At 61.7% G+C, this 16,407-nt stretch carries 13 protein-coding genes; 5 read left to right on the top strand and 8 right to left on the bottom strand.

The features are described 5' to 3' along the window. Positions 1-320 precede the first annotated feature (320 nt). From FVQ81_16690 to FVQ81_16675, 4 genes are read right to left on the bottom strand one after another with little or no spacing between them, the layout of a single operon-like run. On the bottom strand, positions 321-1,520 hold the full coding sequence (locus tag FVQ81_16690) for a DUF819 domain-containing protein (protein MBW7998170.1): 1,200 nt from the start codon (positions 1,518-1,520) through the stop codon (positions 321-323). 31 nt (positions 1,521-1,551) lie between these two features. Next, on the bottom strand, positions 1,552-2,703 hold the full coding sequence (locus tag FVQ81_16685) for a S58 family peptidase (protein ID MBW7998169.1): 1,152 nt from the start codon (positions 2,701-2,703) through the stop codon (positions 1,552-1,554). Next, positions 2,700-4,124 (bottom strand): CoA-acylating methylmalonate-semialdehyde dehydrogenase, encoded by a 1,425-nt coding sequence (locus FVQ81_16680; GenBank protein MBW7998168.1) that lies wholly within the window; start codon positions 4,122-4,124, stop codon positions 2,700-2,702. Before FVQ81_16680 ends, FVQ81_16685 begins: the two co-directional genes overlap by 4 nt. A gap of 46 nt (positions 4,125-4,170) precedes the next feature. Next, positions 4,171-5,451, bottom strand: a complete 1,281-nt coding sequence (locus FVQ81_16675; protein ID MBW7998167.1) for an aspartate aminotransferase family protein — start codon at positions 5,449-5,451, stop codon at positions 4,171-4,173. Between the two features lie 167 nt (positions 5,452-5,618). On the opposite strand from FVQ81_16675, the gene FVQ81_16670 reads away from it, so the two are divergent. Further along, positions 5,619-6,725 carry an aminotransferase class I/II-fold pyridoxal phosphate-dependent enzyme gene (locus FVQ81_16670; GenBank protein ID MBW7998166.1) on the top strand — a complete coding sequence of 369 codons (1,107 nt, stop codon included), beginning with the start codon at positions 5,619-5,621 and terminating at the stop codon, positions 6,723-6,725. Between the two features lie 89 nt (positions 6,726-6,814). Here FVQ81_16670 and FVQ81_16665 read toward each other — a convergent pair whose 3' ends face one another. Further along, a complete protein-coding gene (locus FVQ81_16665) occupies positions 6,815-7,072 on the bottom strand; it encodes a hypothetical protein (protein MBW7998165.1) in 258 nt (85 codons plus the stop codon). A gap of 126 nt (positions 7,073-7,198) precedes the next feature. On the opposite strand from FVQ81_16665, the gene FVQ81_16660 reads away from it, so the two are divergent. The 4 genes from FVQ81_16660 to FVQ81_16645 are packed head-to-tail and all read left to right on the top strand — an operon-like array spanning position 7,199 to position 12,582. Beyond that, positions 7,199-8,767 (top strand): sugar ABC transporter ATP-binding protein, encoded by a 1,569-nt coding sequence (locus FVQ81_16660; protein ID MBW7998164.1) that lies wholly within the window; start codon positions 7,199-7,201, stop codon positions 8,765-8,767. 2 nt (positions 8,768-8,769) lie between these two features. Then, on the top strand, positions 8,770-9,780 hold the full coding sequence (locus tag FVQ81_16655; protein ID MBW7998163.1) for an ABC transporter permease: 1,011 nt from the start codon (positions 8,770-8,772) through the stop codon (positions 9,778-9,780). A 23-nt stretch (positions 9,781-9,803) separates the two neighbouring features. Then, positions 9,804-10,769 (top strand): substrate-binding domain-containing protein, encoded by a 966-nt coding sequence (locus FVQ81_16650; GenBank protein ID MBW7998162.1) that lies wholly within the window; start codon positions 9,804-9,806, stop codon positions 10,767-10,769. Between the two features lie 31 nt (positions 10,770-10,800). Further along, positions 10,801-12,582 carry a hypothetical protein gene (locus FVQ81_16645; GenBank protein MBW7998161.1) on the top strand — a complete coding sequence of 594 codons (1,782 nt, stop codon included), beginning with the start codon at positions 10,801-10,803 and terminating at the stop codon, positions 12,580-12,582. Positions 12,583-12,675: 93 nt separating this feature from the next. Here the strand turns inward: FVQ81_16645 and FVQ81_16640 are convergent, their stop codons facing one another. The 3 genes from FVQ81_16640 to FVQ81_16630 all read right to left on the bottom strand — a co-directional run. After that, complete coding sequence (locus FVQ81_16640; GenBank protein ID MBW7998160.1) at positions 12,676-14,448, bottom strand: fucose isomerase; 1,773 nt, start codon at positions 14,446-14,448, stop codon at positions 12,676-12,678. A gap of 427 nt (positions 14,449-14,875) precedes the next feature. Further along, the gene (locus FVQ81_16635; GenBank protein MBW7998159.1) at positions 14,876-15,571 is read right to left on the bottom strand and encodes a DUF1080 domain-containing protein; all 696 of its coding nucleotides are present in this window, start codon (positions 15,569-15,571) and stop codon (positions 14,876-14,878) included. Between the two features lie 40 nt (positions 15,572-15,611). Then, positions 15,612-16,407 (bottom strand): amidohydrolase family protein (locus tag FVQ81_16630; protein MBW7998158.1); only part of this gene is annotated, 796 nt, incomplete at its 5' end.

Below are 16,407 nucleotides of genomic sequence, written 5' to 3'. Positions count from 1 at the left end.
GCCAGTGCCAATTACTACCATCGGTTACCGCTTTTACTATCTTAGTAGACTATAGCTCTAATATACAAGGGGCGAACGATCTCCCGGCTGCCAGTGCCAATTACTACCATCGGTTACCGCTTTTACTATCTTAGTAGACTATAGCTCTAATATACAAGGGGCGAACGATCTCCCGGCTGCCAGTGCCAATTACTACCATCGGTTACCGCTTTTACTATCTTAGTAGACTATAGCTCTAATATACAAGGGGCGAACCTTGTGTTCGCCCGTTTGGCTCTTATTCCCCTCTAACAAGAGGGGATACAGGGGTGTGTAACTCTTTAAAAGATCGCCCGGATAATCTCGCCGGTGATCACGCCGGTGTAGGTACCGATCACGTAGCCCCAGATGCCGACCAGGAAACCGGGCAGGACCAGCTTGGACCATTTCCTGGAGATCGCGATCCCCGCGGCGTTCATCGGGCCGGCGGTGTTGGCTATCGAGCAGAGGATCATCTCCGGCAGCTTGAAGCCGAGCAGCTTGACCACGCCGAACGTGACCGCCACATTGGCCGCCACCATGATCGTGCACAGCACGAGCAGGAACGGGGCTTCGGTAATTATCGCCTTGATACTGGCCGGGATGCCAATCAGCACGAAAAACAGGTAGATCGCGAACGTGCCCATCTCCTCGGTCCCCTCCAGCCTGGCCGAGAACCCGGGGAAAAACCAGACGAACGCCACCGTGATCGCGGTGAACAGCAGGTACTTGTTGCCCAGGAAGTTACGCAGGGTTTCCGGCAGTTCCGTGCCCATCACCGCCCCGCTGATTTTAGTTGCCACGGTGACTATCAGAAAGGCCAGCGCGAGGTTGCGGCCGATATCGACCAGTGAGATCGGCTTGGGCCGCCAGTAGCTGGTGGCGTCTTCGCCGTCCACGCCATCGTTCAGGTACAGTTCCTCGTCGGGAAGCATCCCGAACGCTTTCACCGCCCAGACGACCCCCGGCAGGGCCAGCATGGCCATGATATGGACGACCATCACCAGGTTGTCGGCCACTATCAGCGCGTTGGTGGTCGATTCGGGCGCGTTAAAGAATTTCACCGAGGCGAGGAAATTCATCGCCCCGCCGATATAGCTGGCGGTCATGATCCCGCAGATTTCGGGCAGGTAGTCGATCAGGAAACCGATGCTCACCGCGGCGATAAACGCTCCCGCCACTGTACCCAGGGCGCTGATGTGGTACAGGCCCATCATCCTGCCGGTTTCGCGCCAGATTTTTCTGAGGTCGGCCTTGAGCAGCAGCAGCGGGATACACAGCGGGACGATAAAGTCCCAGACCGTATCGTAGACCGGGCTGACCAGCGGGATCAGTCCCAGGTTCGCCGCAACCAGCCCTCCCAGCAGGGCCACCACCGGACCGCTGAGACGGGCCGCCCACTTGTAGCGCTGCTCCCAGTAGATAGAAAGGGTGGCCCAGACCACCAGGAAAGTCCACAGTACCCAGGTGTCGTCCGGGGCGAACAGGCTGGTCTCGAACATCTTCTCTCCTCCGCTTTCATTGCCGAAACCGCTACTGTTTAAGTCGTCTGCCGTGTTTCTGTAAAATGTCCCGTGTCCTGTCGAGATCCAGCGCCTCCACCTTGTTCCCGTCGCGCCCGGTAACGCTTACCGCCTTGAACGCCGAGTTGAGGATCGCCTCCTCCACCGCCTCGGCCGCGGCCTGGAATACCCTGGTCAGGTAATACTCGTCGGCCATCCGGCGGATTTCGCCGAACACGCCCTTGCCGACTCTTTGCCTGCAACCGGTGCTGAAGGCGATATAGAAATCGCCGCTGCGGTGGCTGCCGTTGGCGCCGGCGCGGGTCATGCCGAGTGTGCTGCGGCGAGCCACGCGGCCGAGCTGGCGCGAGTCGAGCGGGATGTCCGTGGCGATAACGGCCATGATACTGCCGCCGCTGCCGGCGCTGTATTCCGGGTCGATCACGCCCAGTTCGCGGCCCACCGGGACCCCGTCCACCGCGAGACAGCCCGGAAAGTTACTCTGCACCAGCGCCCCGAGAGTGAACTGCGCGCCTTCGTAATCCAGCAGCCTGCTGGCGGTTCCGATTCCCGCCTTGAACCCGCAGGTGCGCACTCCTGTCCCCGCGCCCACAACGCCCTCAGCCACCGGACCGTCCGTAGCGTTATCCAGCGCCGCCAGTACATGTTCGGGACGGACATGGAAGCCGTAGATATCGTTGAGGCAGGCGTCGCAGGTTTCGCCAACCACCGGTGCGATCCAGCCCCGGGAGGCGGGGTCGGCGATATAGCGCTCCACGCACCAGCGGGTGAGCGCCTCGTAGGCCGTACCGACACTCATCGTGTTGGTCAGCACGATCGGAGTTTCAAGCAGGCCGACTTCCCGGACGTTGTGCAGTCCGATACTGGTGCCGACTCCGTTGAACACATCCGCCGCGGCTTCCAGCGGCTGCTCGATAGTATTGCCGGGGTGGGGAATAACAGCGGTCACCCCGGTGCGCACCGGTCCCACCCCGAGTTGCAGCGGGCCATCGCCGTGCCACAGGGTCACCTGGCCGACCGATACCCCCGGCACATCGGTGATCGCGTTGTGCTTTCCAGGCGGGAAAATCCCGATCTCGAGACCCAGCTCGCGAACGCGGGGCCGGTGAGAGTTGTCAGGAGGCGGTACGGGAGATAAGGGTTCACGTGGTAAAAAATTCAAAATTTCCAGCCTCCGTCGGGCGGCTCACCCCAGCGCTCGGTGATCTTGCGCGCCTGGGTCCAGAACTCCACCGCTCCGGCGCCGGTGATATCGCCGTAGCCGAACCTGCTGCTGCCGCGGCCGCCGAAACTGAGCGGCTCGCGCGGGACAGGCACGCCGATATTGATTCCGATCATCGAGGCCGCGAACCGCTCGGCGCACTCTTTCGCCAGCGCTCCGTTCCGGGTGTAAACCGCCGCGGCGTTGCCGTAGGGGTTGCCGTTCTCGATCTCGATTGCCTGTTCCAGCGTATCCACCCGGATAACGCTGAGCACGGGGCCGAAAATCTCATCGCAGGCGACAGTCATATCGGGCGTGACATTGTCCAGGATGGTGGCGCCGATCCAGTTGCCGCCCTCGCATCCGGAGGGCTGGCCGGCCGCGCGGCCATCGACCACAACATCCGCGCCCTGCTCTTCGGCAGTGTCGATATAGGAGCGGATGCGTTCCAACGCTTTGGGAGTGATAATCGGGCCCATTGTCACGCCCGGCTCGATCTGACGGCTCAACTCGGCCACCCTGTCCAGCATGGGCTGGACCTCGCCGACCGCAATCAGCACGCTGGCGGCCATGCAGCGCTGCCCGGCGCAGCCGGTGTAGCTGGCGGTGATATTCTGCGCGGCCAGCTCGGGGTCGGCGTCAGGCAGCAGCACCAGGTGGTTCTTGGCCCCGCCCAGGGCGAGTACCCGTTTGCCGTTGGCGCCGCCGCGGTTGTAAACCAGCTCGGCCACCCTGCTGCTGCCCACGAACGACAGCGCCTGAATGTCAGGGTGGTCGGCCAGGGACTCGACAACCTCCCGGGCGCCATGGACGAGCTGGAAAGCATCGGCGGGAAGTCCTGCCTCGAGAAGGTGTTCGCGCAGACGGATCGCCGAAAGAGGGACAATCTCGCTGGGCTTGAGCACCAGCGTGTTGCCGCAGCCCAGGGCCAGCGGGATCATCCACAGCGGAACCATCACGGGGAAATTGAACGGAGTGATTCCGGCGGCCACGCCCAGCGGGTCGCGGACCATCCGGCAGCTTACGCCCCGGCTGACCTCGAGATAACCGCCCGGCAGGAGCTGGGGTAGGCTGGTGGCGTATTCTACTACCTCGATCCCCTTGAGGATTCCGGCTTTGCTTTCGCCGAGAGTCTTGCCGTTTTCGGCTGTACAGAGCTCGGCCAGTTCCTGAATGTTGTCTTCCAGGATCTGCTTGAAGCGGAACAGGACCTGGACCCGTTCCTTGACCGGGGTCCGGCCCCAGCTCTTGAATTCGGCGGCGGCTTTTTTTACCGCCGCGTCAACATCGGCCGGGGTACTCCAGTTCACCCGCCCGATCTCGGAGCCATCGGCCGGGTTTATCACCGGATGTGCCCCGGCGGCTGTGGCCTGGGCGCTCATCTTATCCTCCTGGCTGCTTGATTTATGCTAAACTATTATCGTCGGCTCATAACTCGGTAAAACACTCCTGAAGAACGCTGATGACCTGCTCCAGCTCGTCCTCGGAGATTGTTAGCGGCGGCTGAATCCGCAGCACGTTAGCGTAGAGACCACCGGCTCCCACCAGCACCTTTCGCTCGCGGGCCATCGCGCGAAGCTGCGCAGTTTCGGCTCCGGCGGGCTCCTTGCTTTCGAGGTCTTTAACCAGCTCGGCCCCGATCATCAGACCCTTGCCGCGCACCTCGCCGACTTTGACTTTAGAACTCGTCAGCCCGCGCAGGCGCTCCATCAGCTTTTCACCCTTGGCGGCGGCCTGCTCGGCCAGCTTGACCCGTTCCATGTAAGCGATATTGGCAATCGCGGCGGCGCAGCTGACCGGGTTGCCGCCGAAGGTGCTGAGGTGGTCGCCGGGAGTGAAACTGTCGGCCACTTCCTCCCAGGCGATAAATCCAGAGAGCGGCAGGCCGTTGGCGATTCCCTTGGCCACGGTCATGATTTCCGGTTCGAGGGCGAAATGCTCGCCGGCGAACATCCTGCCCGTGCGGCAGAACCCGCTCTGGACCTCGTCGGAAATCAACAGGATTTCGTGTTTTTTGAGGATCGGCAGCAGCTCCTCGAAATATTCCGGTTCGGGGACGATTATCCCGCCCTCGCCCATCACCGGCTCCACAATCATCGCGGCCACGCGGTTGCTGGTGTGGGTCAGGATGATATCCTCCACCGCGCGGGCGCAGGTCCTGGCGGTCAGCTTGGGGTCCTGATGGCCGTAGGGTGAACGGTAGTGGTACGGCGCCGGAGCGAATGCTACGCCGGGGATATAGGGTCCGCCGCCTTTCTTGCGGCTGGCGTTGCCGGTGATACTGAGCGTGGCCAGGCTGCGGCCGTGAAAGGAGTGGGTGAGGGCGATAAACTCGAACTTGCCGGTGAACTGCTTGGCCAGCCTCATCGCGCCTTCCACAGCTTCCGCGCCGCTGTTGGCGAAAAACGTTTTCTGCAGCCTGCCCGGAGTGATCTGAGCCAGCTTTTCGGCCAGGTCGGCCATCGGCACGTTGTGGTATATGTAACTGCAGCAGTGGAGCAGTTTTTCCAGCTGCGCCTTGGCCGCGTCAACCACCTCGCGGTTACCGTGGCCGGAGTTGACCACCGAGATCCCGCTGAAACAGTCCAGGTACTCGGTCCCGTCGGGTTCGATGAGTTTCGATCCGCTGCCCCGGTCGGCGATTACCGGCTCGACAGCCTTGAGAAAACTCGTATTAACATATTTGCCGTATTTCTCGACAGTGTTCATTGCCTGGCTCCAGTCGTCCTATGAACGGATAAATGGGGCCCTTGCGCCCCGCCTTCAATGCCAAAACAGTTGATACTTATGGTAACATCGTATAAAATGTCTGGCATTACAAGCTTCAAGCCGGCGATCAATTTTTCAGCGGGGCGGCAACAGATCAAGGAGAATGGATGAGCGGTAACGGGAGAGAGATTGTGCTCGATGGGCCGGTGGGGCCGGAAGTGTCTATCGCCGGCAAGCGCTATCTGTATTTCGGAGGAACGGATTATTTGAATATGGCCGGCAGGCCCGAGGTCCGCCGCGGAGCGTCGAGGGCTATCGACGATTTCGGGGTCAGCGCGTCCGCCTCCCGCACCTCGAGCGGCACTCTGCAAATACACCTGGAGCTGGAGCGCGCGGCGGCGGATTTCGCCGGCTCGGAAACAGCGGTGATCTATTCCAGCGGCTATCTCGGCATGTCGATCCTGCTCTCAGGACTGCTCGCCGACGGCGATACGCTGATCGTCCATCGGGACGCCCATTCCAGCATCGTGGAAGCTGCCCGGGCCTGGTCGCCCGGGTTTCTGGAGTTCGATCTCGACAATCTCGATTCGCTGGCGGATCAGCTGGGCCGGGTCACCGGCGGGGGCCGGGTGGTGGTGGCCGGCGAAGGCGTCAGTCCCCTGTTCGGCAGGGTGTTTCCGCTAGCTGAGGTTGTGGAGATGCTTGGCGGCCGGGAGAGCCTGATTTTTATCGATGACGCCCACGGATTCGGCGTACTGGGCAAAAACGGCCGCGGCACCGCCGACCATTTCGGAGTGGACTCCCCGGCAGTCGTGATCTGCGCCACGCTCAGCAAGGCGTTCGGATCGTTCGGGGGAATCGTGCCGGCCACCACGGAACAGAAAAAATGCATCTGTAATAATTCCCTGGTCTACCAGTGCAGCACTCCCACTCCAGCTCCGGTCTGCGGAGCAGCGGTGGCGGCGCTCTCCTATGCCGCGGCAAATCAGGGGCTGTTCAGGCAGCTGGCTGAAAATAACCGGCTGCTTCGGGAGACGCTCGCCGGTGTGGGTTTGGATGTGCCGGATTCACCCGCTCCAATAATAGCGCTGGCCAGTTCGAGTAAGTTGAATCCCCGGCAATTGTGCGACCGTCTGTTCGAGGCCGGGATTCTGGCCCCGTTTACAAGTTATCCCGGCAGCCCGGAGGGCGGGATGGTTCGCCTGGTGACGACCGCCGGACATACGGCGGAGCAGATCGGGCAACTGGGCGAGGCGATCGGCAGGCTGCTTTGACCAGCACCGCGGGATGACCTCAATAAAGCAGGCACGCGGAAAAACACGTGCCTTATCTTTCCCCGGCCGCTTGATAGCCTGGCTGCGGGTTACAGCGACCAGGGCCGGATATTCAGGTCGCCGCTTTCCAGCGCGTCAAGGACCTCGGACAGCTCGTGGCGGGCCTCGGCTGTATCGAAAAAGATCTTCACCGCCTCGTTGAGCTTGTCCATCGCCCCCTGGACAGACCTGTCCTCGGTGTGCAGGTTAAGCTGGGCGCAGGTGGTGACAACGTTGTTCAATTCGCGGCCGAATATTTCGAACTCCAGTTCGAGCACGAATTTTTTTCTCGGGGTTGCGTTCCGCATTATATCCTTCCCATTTTGAGAAACAGAGTGAGGAGGAGAACATTATCGGCTATCCGCCATCCGTTTGTCAAGCTGCGTCTAAGGCAATTCCTTTGTAAGTGCAAGTGTCATCCCGATGGGGTCGTTATGTCGCAAGCTGAACCGGCAGGCTCTGCCGGCAACCAGGGTCCGGGTATTCCATTGTTAAGCATGAAAGGGATCGGTAAAACTTTCGGCTCGGTGCGCGTCCTTGGCGGCGTGGATTTCGAGCTGGCCGGCGGCGAAGTGCATATCCTGGCCGGGGAGAACGGCGCCGGCAAGAGCACGCTGATCAAAATCCTGGCTGGTGTTTACCGGGACTGGGAGGGAGCTGTTGAACTCGGTGGCCGGCAGGTGGCGTTCACCGAGCCACAGCAGGCGCGGCAGGCCGGAATCGCGGTTATCTATCAGGAAATTTCGCTGGTGGGGACACTTTCGGTGCTGGACAACCTGTTTCTGGGCCGCGAACTGACCGGCGGGGCCGGAATGCTGAACCGGGCGGCCCAGCGCAGCCGGGCCGAAAAACTGCTGGCCGGACTCGATCTCGAACTCGATCTCGACCGTCCGGCGGGCAGCTACCCGATTTCCGTGCAGCAGATGGTGGAAATCGCCAAGGCGCTCTCGCTGGAGGCGCGGGTTATCGTGATGGACGAGCCGACAAGCACCCTTTCCCGTCCCGAGGCGGAACGGCTGTTCGCCATGATCGCACGGCTCAAACAGCGCGGCTGCGGGATTATCTACATTTCGCATAAAATGGATGAAATCTACCGTCTGGCCGACAGGATCACGGTCCTTCGCGACGGCGGCCTGGTGGGTTGCAGCGCCGCCGCCGAACTTCCGGAAGACGAGTTCGTGCGCTGGATGGTCGGCCGGAAAATCACCAGCCAGTTCCCGGAAAGGAATGCAGGACCGGGAGCGCCGCTGCTGGAAGTTGCGGGACTGACCCTTCGCGACAGCGCCAACCCGCGGCGGAAACCGGTCGACAACTGTTCGTTCACTCTGCGCGAGGGCGAAATCCTGGGCGTGGCTGGATTGCAGGGCTCGGGCAAGAGCGAACTGCTCCACGCCCTGTTCGGAACGTGGGGAAGCCGCGCGAGCGGGGATATCCGGCTGGGCGGCGAAGAGTTCGAGATAAAATCTCCCAGGCATTCGATCCAAAGGGGCGTCGCCCTGCTGACCAACGACCGCCAGGGCACCGGGTGTATCACCTGCATGGGCGTGAGGGCCAATATCACCTTGGCGGCGCTTGAAAGGTATTCGCCGGGGCTGTGGCTCGATTATCCGGCCGAGCGCGCGGCGGCGGCCCGCAGGGCCGATGAGCTATCCCTGCGGGCGGCGTCGCTGGAGATGCCAGTCGGCCATCTGTCGGGCGGCAACCAGCAGAAAGTGATCCTGGCCAAGTGGTTGGAGACCGCGCCCAGGGTGTTCCTGCTCGATGAGCCCACTCGCGGGGTGGACGTGGGCGTGAAACATGAACTTTACGACCTGATGAACCGCTGGACCGCCGCCGGGACCTCGATCGTGCTGATCACCTCCGAGATGCCGGAACTGCTGGCGATGAGCGACAGGATAATCGTGATGAGTTCCGGTCGGATTACGGCGGAATTTACCCGCGGTGAAGCCACGCAGGAAAAAATTCTGGCCGCGGCGATGAGCCGGGCGGGGGAGGCGGCGTGAGGGTGGCAAAGCCAGGAGCTGCAATAAAAGATGGAATAGGCAAAACATTCGCCTCCCCGGGCGCGCGGGCGCTGGCCTCGCTGGCCGCCGTGGTGCTGCTGGGAGTGATATTCAACGCCGACGGGGCCTTTTTCAAGTGGGGGACACACCGCGACATGCTGCGCCAGGTGTCGGTGTTCGGGATCCTGGGCTGCGGGATGACGGTGGTGATAATCGCCGCGGGAATCGACTTGTCGGTGGGCAGCCTGCTGGGAATGACCGCCGTGCTGTTCTCCATGCTCTCGATCCGAGCCGGGGTCTCGCCCCTGCTGGCGATCCCGGTCACCCTGGCGGCGGGGGCCGTGTTCGGCGCGGCCAGCGGAATGCTGAGCGCCTGCTGGCTGATCCAGCCGTTTATCGCCACCCTGGCGATGATGGTGTTCGCGCGCGGAGTGGCAAAAATGATTTCCGCGGGGCAGAAAATCTCCACGGCCGTGCAGCAGGCCGACGGGACCTACGAGTACATGGAAGTGCCGGCTGTGTTCGAGTTCATCAACTCCTCCGTACTCGGCGGCAATATCACCGTGGTCACTTTGCTGTTTCTGCTCTGCGTGCTGGTTACCTGGCTCATCCTGGACCGCATTCGTCTCGGACGCTGGATCTACGCTATCGGCGGAAACGAGGAAGCGGCCCGTCTTTCCGGCGTGCCGGTGCGTGCGGTAAAAGTGTTCGCCTACGCTCTGAGCGGGATGTACTGCGGGCTGGCGGGGATCTGTCAGGCAGCCCAGGAGCAGCAGGGCGATCCCGAGGCGGGGATGACATACGAGCTGACCGCGATTGCTATCGTGGTGATCGGCGGCACCAGCCTGCGGGGCGGCACGGGCAGTATCTGGTTGACACTGCTGGGTACGGTTATTATCGGTTATCTGGAAAAAGTTCTCAGTATCAACGCTGTCGGCGAGGCCAGCAGGCTGATGCTTACCGGCGCGATAATCATCCTGGCGGTCCTGTTTCAGAAGCGGAACGGCCGCTGAGGATTAGAATGGGGGAGACGTATATGCGCGGCGTAAAACAAACCGTTGCCTTAACCGTACTGGCAGCGATCATGACAGCGCTTGCCGGCTGCTCCGGCGGTGGGTCGGACACTGAAGGCGGAGGTGACCGCGCAGCCGCGAAATGGGTGATCGGCATGAGCCAGTGCAATCTCGGCGAGCCGTGGCGCGTGCAGATGAACGCCGATATCCGTCTGGCCGCAACTGCGCACCCGGAGATCGAGGTCGTGTTCAAGGACGCCCAGAACGACAACCTTCGCCAGCGGGCCCACGTGGAAGAATTTGTCAGCAGCGGAGTGGACGTGCTGATTATCAGTCCCAAGGAGGCCGCACCGCTCACTCCGCCCGTGCGCGAGGCCTTCCGGGCCGGAATCCCGGTTATCGTGCTCGACCGCCGGGTACTGGGCGAGGATTTCACCTGCTTTATCGGGGCCGACAACCGCAAGATCGGCCGGGCGGCCGGGAACTGGATCGCCGGACGTCTGGGCGGCGGCGGACGGGTGGTGGAACTCAAGGGTCTGATGACATCCACTCCCGGCCAGGACCGTCACTCCGGTTTCCGCGAGGGGATCGAGGGCGGTGGTCTGGAAATCATTTTCGAGGCGGACATGCAATGGCTGGAACCCGAGGCCCGCGGCGAGATGGAAAGCGCCCTGGCCCGGTTCGAGGATATCGATCTGGTCTACGCCCATAACGATCCCGGCGCTCACGGAGCCTGGCTGGCGGCGAAAGCGGCGGGCCGCGAGCAGGATATTATCTTCGTGGGGATCGATGCGCTGCCGCACGAGGGCCGCGCCTATGTGAGCCGAGGTATCCTGGAAGCCAGTTTCGAATACCCGACAGGCGGCCGGGAGGCAATTGAAACAGCTCTTGAAATTCTCAACGGCGAGCAGGTGCCGAAAGAAATCACGCTTCGTTCCAGGCTATTCACGCGGGAAAATAACGACAGCGGCGGCGAGTGGCTGGAATGAACGAACCTTCTTCGGGGAAAGGCGGGATATAGTGAAATTTTTCACGGTACTTGCGATGGCGGTTTGTTTCACTCTGGCGCTGCTCTCCGGCTCCAGGGCGGCTTCGCCTGTGCGGAGCGTGCCGGCCACGCTTGACCTTCGCACCCACGCCGAGGCCTCGCTCAATTTCCTGACCCGTGTACCGGACCGCAAGCAGGGTTTTCTGCCCTATTTCTGGACTTATTTCGGCGAGGGCCCGCCCGAACTGCGCCACAACCACTGGGACTACTGTGAGAACCCGGGCCGCAATCTCTATGGCCTGATCGCCGCGCGCCAGGTGACAAGCTCTCTGGCCGGAATCGAGGAGGAGCGGCTCTATGAGCGGGAAATCTACTCGCGGATGCGCGAGGCCGGCCACGGACTCACCTGGCGGCCGGCTTACAGCCCGTTTATCCGCACCAAAGGCGTCCCGGAAATGAACCTCTGGGACAACCGCAGCCAGTTCATGGGGCTGATGAGCCTGTACATGCAGTACGAGGAACCGGCGGTCAGGACGAAGCTCGAATCGATGATCGACGGGCTGGAGCGTTACGGGATCCGGAAAGGGAAATATTTCTATTTCGAGCGCGAAGACATTCTGCTTGGCCACAAAGTTAAGCGGAACCACGAACCGCGCCTCAGCCAGCACTCCACCGGCTGGATCACGCCGCTGATCGAGTACTGGCGGCTTACCGGCAGCGAACGCGCCAGACGTCTGGCCGTGGGCCTGGCCAATTTCACGAAGGACTACCATCACACCAGCGTCCGTCCCGGACGGGTCTTGGGTATCTCCAACGTCCACGGCGCGCTGTTCGGTCTGGCCGGAGTGATCCGCACCGCTGCCGCAACCGGCGACACTGAAATGCTGGAATGGGCGCGCGGGCTGGTGGACTACGCCGCGGAGAACCTGGCCAGCAGTTTCGGCTGGGTGCAGGAGATGGAGGGCCGCGACTGGATGAGGCCGGAAGACAGCCACAGCACCGAGAGCTGCGCGATAGTCGATATGATCCAGTGCGCGCTGCTGCTGGCCGACGCCGGTTATTCCCGCTACTGGGACCTGGTGGAGCGTTATGTGCGCAACTACTTTGTCGAGGCCCAGTTGATGGACAGCGCGTGGCTGGATGCTCCCGGCGTGCGCGAAGACAATGTGCAGAGTTCATGGACCGATGTGGCCGAGAGGGTCCGCGGTTGTTTCGTAGGCTGGGGCGCGCCCAACGACTGGGTGAACACCAGCGGCAGACTGCGCAACGCGATCCAGAACTGCTGCGGTCCCCACGGAGCCTGGGCGATATTCCTGGTCTGGCGGCGGCTGGTGCAGACCGACTCGACCGGAGTCAGGGTCAACATGGCGCTCAACACCGAGCACCCGATGTGCCGGGTGGCGAGTTACCTGCCATACGAGGGCCGGGTCGATGTGGTCATGTACCGGGGCGGACCGCTGAAAATCCGGATTCCCGATGGTGTGGACAACTCGGAAGTGTCGTGTACGGTCAATGGCAACAGGGCCGGCGTGGACTGGGACGGAGACTACCTCAGTCTTGCCGGCACCGCCGGGCTGGATACGGTGAGCGTGAGTTGGCCGCAGAAATATACTACAACCACCGAGGAGCTTGACGGCACCACCTACCGCGTGGAGTGGAAAGGCCGGACCGTGGTGGGTATCGATCCGCCGGGGACAGTCCGTCCGCTGTTCCAGCGCGACCATTTCCGCGCCGATACCGCGCCGATGAAGACCGAGTTCGATCCGGCCTGGCGCGATGTTATCGACCGGGCGCTGCATTATATCAAGTGGTGAAAAGTGAAAGTTCAACTGGGTGAGCGAAGAAAAGGCGGAGCCACGGCGTACCGTGGCTCCGCCTTTTCTTGTAGGGATTACGATCCAACAGGATCAGCTCTCGCCCGGACCCCTTATTTTCTCCCCACCGGCGAGTTTTTTCTCCAGGCTGCCCTCTGCACCGATCTCACCGCACAGCGCAACTCTGAACCCCAGTGATTCGGCCATGGCGGCTTTGGCCAGGGCTATTTCGGTGGCTGATTCGGCATCGGGAGCGTAGCTGACCGTGATATGGTTGCTCTTGTGACGGGCCATCAGCTGGTCCCGCGAAACACCGTAGAGCATGGCGTGCATCAAGGGCCACTCCTCGGTGGTGGATTGCCAGCGGCGCCGGCTTTCCTGCTCCGGCAGTTCGACTGCGGCGCCGCGGCCGATATCGATGCAGAATTTTTCCCGGTCCAGAAATATGCGGCTCCAGATGAGTTCACCGGGTTTTGCCAGGCAGCGGGTGCAGATTCCGTTCTCCGTGAAAAATTCGTACGGCTGGCGTACGCCCTCCATTCCAGCCCAGCCCTCAGCGACATGTCCCGCCGGCGTGTTGCCCGACAACTCGAAAGCCCAGACGAACGCATCCAGTTCGAAATCGGTCCCGGCGAACCGGGCTGGTCCGCAGTATAGCGCTCCCCAGCGGATGTCGTGCTGGGTGGTTTCCCACCAGAGCGGCTCCAGGCCGCTTCCCCGGTAAATTTCCCGGCTGAACGCCTGGTCGACAGCACAGCCCATATCGGCCTCGTTGGCGCACATGATCGGTTCACCGGCCATGACTTCGGTCCCCATGTACTGCACAGGTGGTCGAGCCGTGCTGTTGAGCATGGCCTCCACCAGATCGCTGGCCGCGCAGAGCTTCGCCAGGCCCAACTGGTAGGCGATCCCGACCCCGTCCAGACCCTCCTCGGCCACGTGACGGACGATGGCGGTGTACATCCTGCCGGAATCCAGAACCGCTTTTTCGGTGATATCGGTGAAGGGGTTGGAGCCGATCTCCAACTTGAAGCCTTTGTCCACCAGCCATTTCACGCAGCCCATTGCCTCGCCGCGCGGTACGTCGAGCATCCTGGCATAGAGGTCGGACTGATTCAGTCGCCGCAACTGGATCCCGGTGCCCACCATGTCCCGCTCATCGAAGGCGGCGTTGATCATCCCCATGCACAGCGGGTCGTAGAGACCCAGCAGCCGCGGCCGTGAGCGGAAAGCATCCGCCGCCATTGCCCCAAAATCGAGCGCGCCATCGCAGCCGTCGAAATCAGACCGGTCGAACTTGCGGACGTGAGAGGTGTCATGGTCAATTTTACCTTCGGCCAGCCACTGCCTGATTTTATTCAGTGTGTTGTCGTCCTCGAACTTTTCACTGCTCCAGATCAGTGAGTGTCCCGCCTGGTTTTCGGTGAAACGATGACGGGTCAGGCATGATTCCAGACCGAGGGCGCCGACCAGCCCCGGCCAGTTCCCATCGAAATTGCTGGCCACCAGGATCGGGCCGCGGTGTTCCCAGAGGTTGTAAACCACGTGGTTGCTGTACTGCCAGACAGCTTCGGCAACCACCAGCGGTGCCTCTGCCGGGATACGCGCGAAAATTTCCCGTCCCTGGGCCTGAGTTTCGATAAAGCCGTGTCCCAGTGAGGGATCGAGTTCGGGATGCGCCCGGACCAGCTCGTATCCCTCGCGGGTGAACACTTCGCGCAACTGGCGCTCGCATTCCAACTGAGCCGCCTGGCAGGCGAGATTGGCCGTGCGGCGGCGGTCGCCGTTGGCGACGAGGATCACCTGGCTGGGTTTGATAGCTGGCAATTCATTTTTGATTGTCGATTCAGGAGTCCAGTTCAGCATGCAAGTTACCTCGATTATGGGGGGAGGTGGATGAGGCTGAAGAATAAAATACAGAGGAGAGAGGATGCGGTCAATAAAACGCGGGAGAAGGAAACGGGGGCAGGCACGTTCATTGCTTTGTGCCCTCACCCGGGGGGAATTCTGTCCCCGCGGTTCTTTGCAATGAACGCGCCTGCCCCGTCAAGCTCTCCGTAACTCGAAAAGTACTTAAAGGGGCCGTTCCAACCCTCGTAGGGGCGAGGCATGCCTCGCCCGCAAAGAATACAGCAGGCACACAGGTTAACGGGCGACACATGTGTCGCCCCTACGATATTCTATAACAAAGGAAGTTTTTCCGTACCATTCTTAGGGTTTTCTTTCCTTTTCAAAAAGAAAAGATTTTTGACAACAGCTAAATGCTCATGACCACCGTTTTTTCAACACGCCTTTACAGTTCGCGGATCCAGATATTGCGGAACCTGACAGGATGGTGGTGGTCCTGGAGCATGATCGGGCCCTTCTCGAGTTCCTGATTCCCCATCGCTCCGCCGGTGGGCGAAACCTCCAGGTTGTCCTGGACGAGGACCCCGTTATGGATCACCGTGACCGTGGCTTTTTCAGTCACTTTGCCCGAGTTATCGAGGCCGGCGGCGTGGAAAATGATGTCGTAAGTCTGCCAGATTCCCGGCGGCCGCGATGCGTTCACCAGGGGGGGCGAAATCTTGTAGACCGCCGCGCACTGCCCGTCGTAATATGTCTCGTTCTCGTAACTGTCGAGGATCTGGACCTCGTAGTTGCCATGGATATAGATCCCGCTGTTGCCCCGGTCCTGGCCCTCGCCAGCAGCCGGTGCGGGCATGCAGAACTCGAGATGGATCTGCACGTCACCGAATTCGGCTTTGGTCACCAGGCCGCCCTCGGTTACGGTCATCGCGCCGCCGGCCAGTTTCCAGCTTGCGGGCGAGCCGTCCGGGTGCTGCCAGGCGTCGAGACCGGTTCCGTCGAAAAGCACGACCGCATCCGACGGGACGTTGCCGGGCAGGGCGCTGATAACCGCAGGCGCTTTGTCCTGGGTGAAACAAACGCTGAACGTGAGCAGCGAAAGGGCCGCGAGCAGGGAGAGGATAGTCGCTTTCCGGTTCATCAGTCCTCCGTGGATTTGATGTGAAAGTCTTGATTTGCAGTCAATATAATCGGCTGCCGCTCGTACTGCCAGCATCCAAGGCGACCACTCCCCGGCCGGTTCTCCTCAGGACGGCACCCGGACGTTCGGCAGTCATTTCCCGGCCGTCAAACACGGTGCGGCCGTTGACAATCACGCGCTCGATACCCAGCGGATACCGGTGCGGCTCGACAAAGGTGGCGGTGTCGATTATCCGGTCCGGGTCGAAGAGGACCAGGTCGGCGGCGGCGCCGGGACGGATCACTCCGCGTTCGAGCAGCCCGGCTCGCTGGGCGGGCAGGGAGGTCATCTTGCGCACGGCCTCTTCCAGAGCGATCACGCCTTTTTTGCGCACGTAATGGCCCAGTACCCGCGGGAACGTTCCGTAGCTGCGGGGGTGGGGCACGCCGCGGCCGAATTCCATCACCGTGCCGTCGGATGCGTGCATCACCGCCGGGTGGCTCATGATCCGCGCAATATCGTCCTCGTTCAGGCAGTGATAGACGCAGGAGGCCCCGCCCTGGCGCTCGAGAGCGATCACCAGTTCGGCGGTGTTGGCGATTGTCGGCTCGATCCCGCGCTGGTCCATGATCTGGCGCAGGTTTTTACCCTCCAGGGCCGGATCGTGGCTGCAGGAGGCGATCACGACATTCATCGGGTCGTCGCCGCCGCGGTCGTTGATCAGGGCGAAGGCGATCGCCCCGGCGATTTTCTCTTTCTGCACCGGGTCGTCCAGACGGGCGTAGAGACTGTCCGTGCCGCCGGCCATCGACCAGGGCGGGAACAGAACCCGCAGGCCCGTGCTGGTGGCAGGGTAG

The sequence above is a fragment of the Candidatus Glassbacteria bacterium genome (assembly GCA_019456185.1).
Taxonomy (GTDB): Bacteria; Gemmatimonadota; Glassbacteria; order GWA2-58-10; family GWA2-58-10; genus JAJRTS01.
The sequence above is the reverse complement of the archived record's forward strand: the minus strand, read 5'-3'. Positions and strand labels throughout refer to the sequence as shown.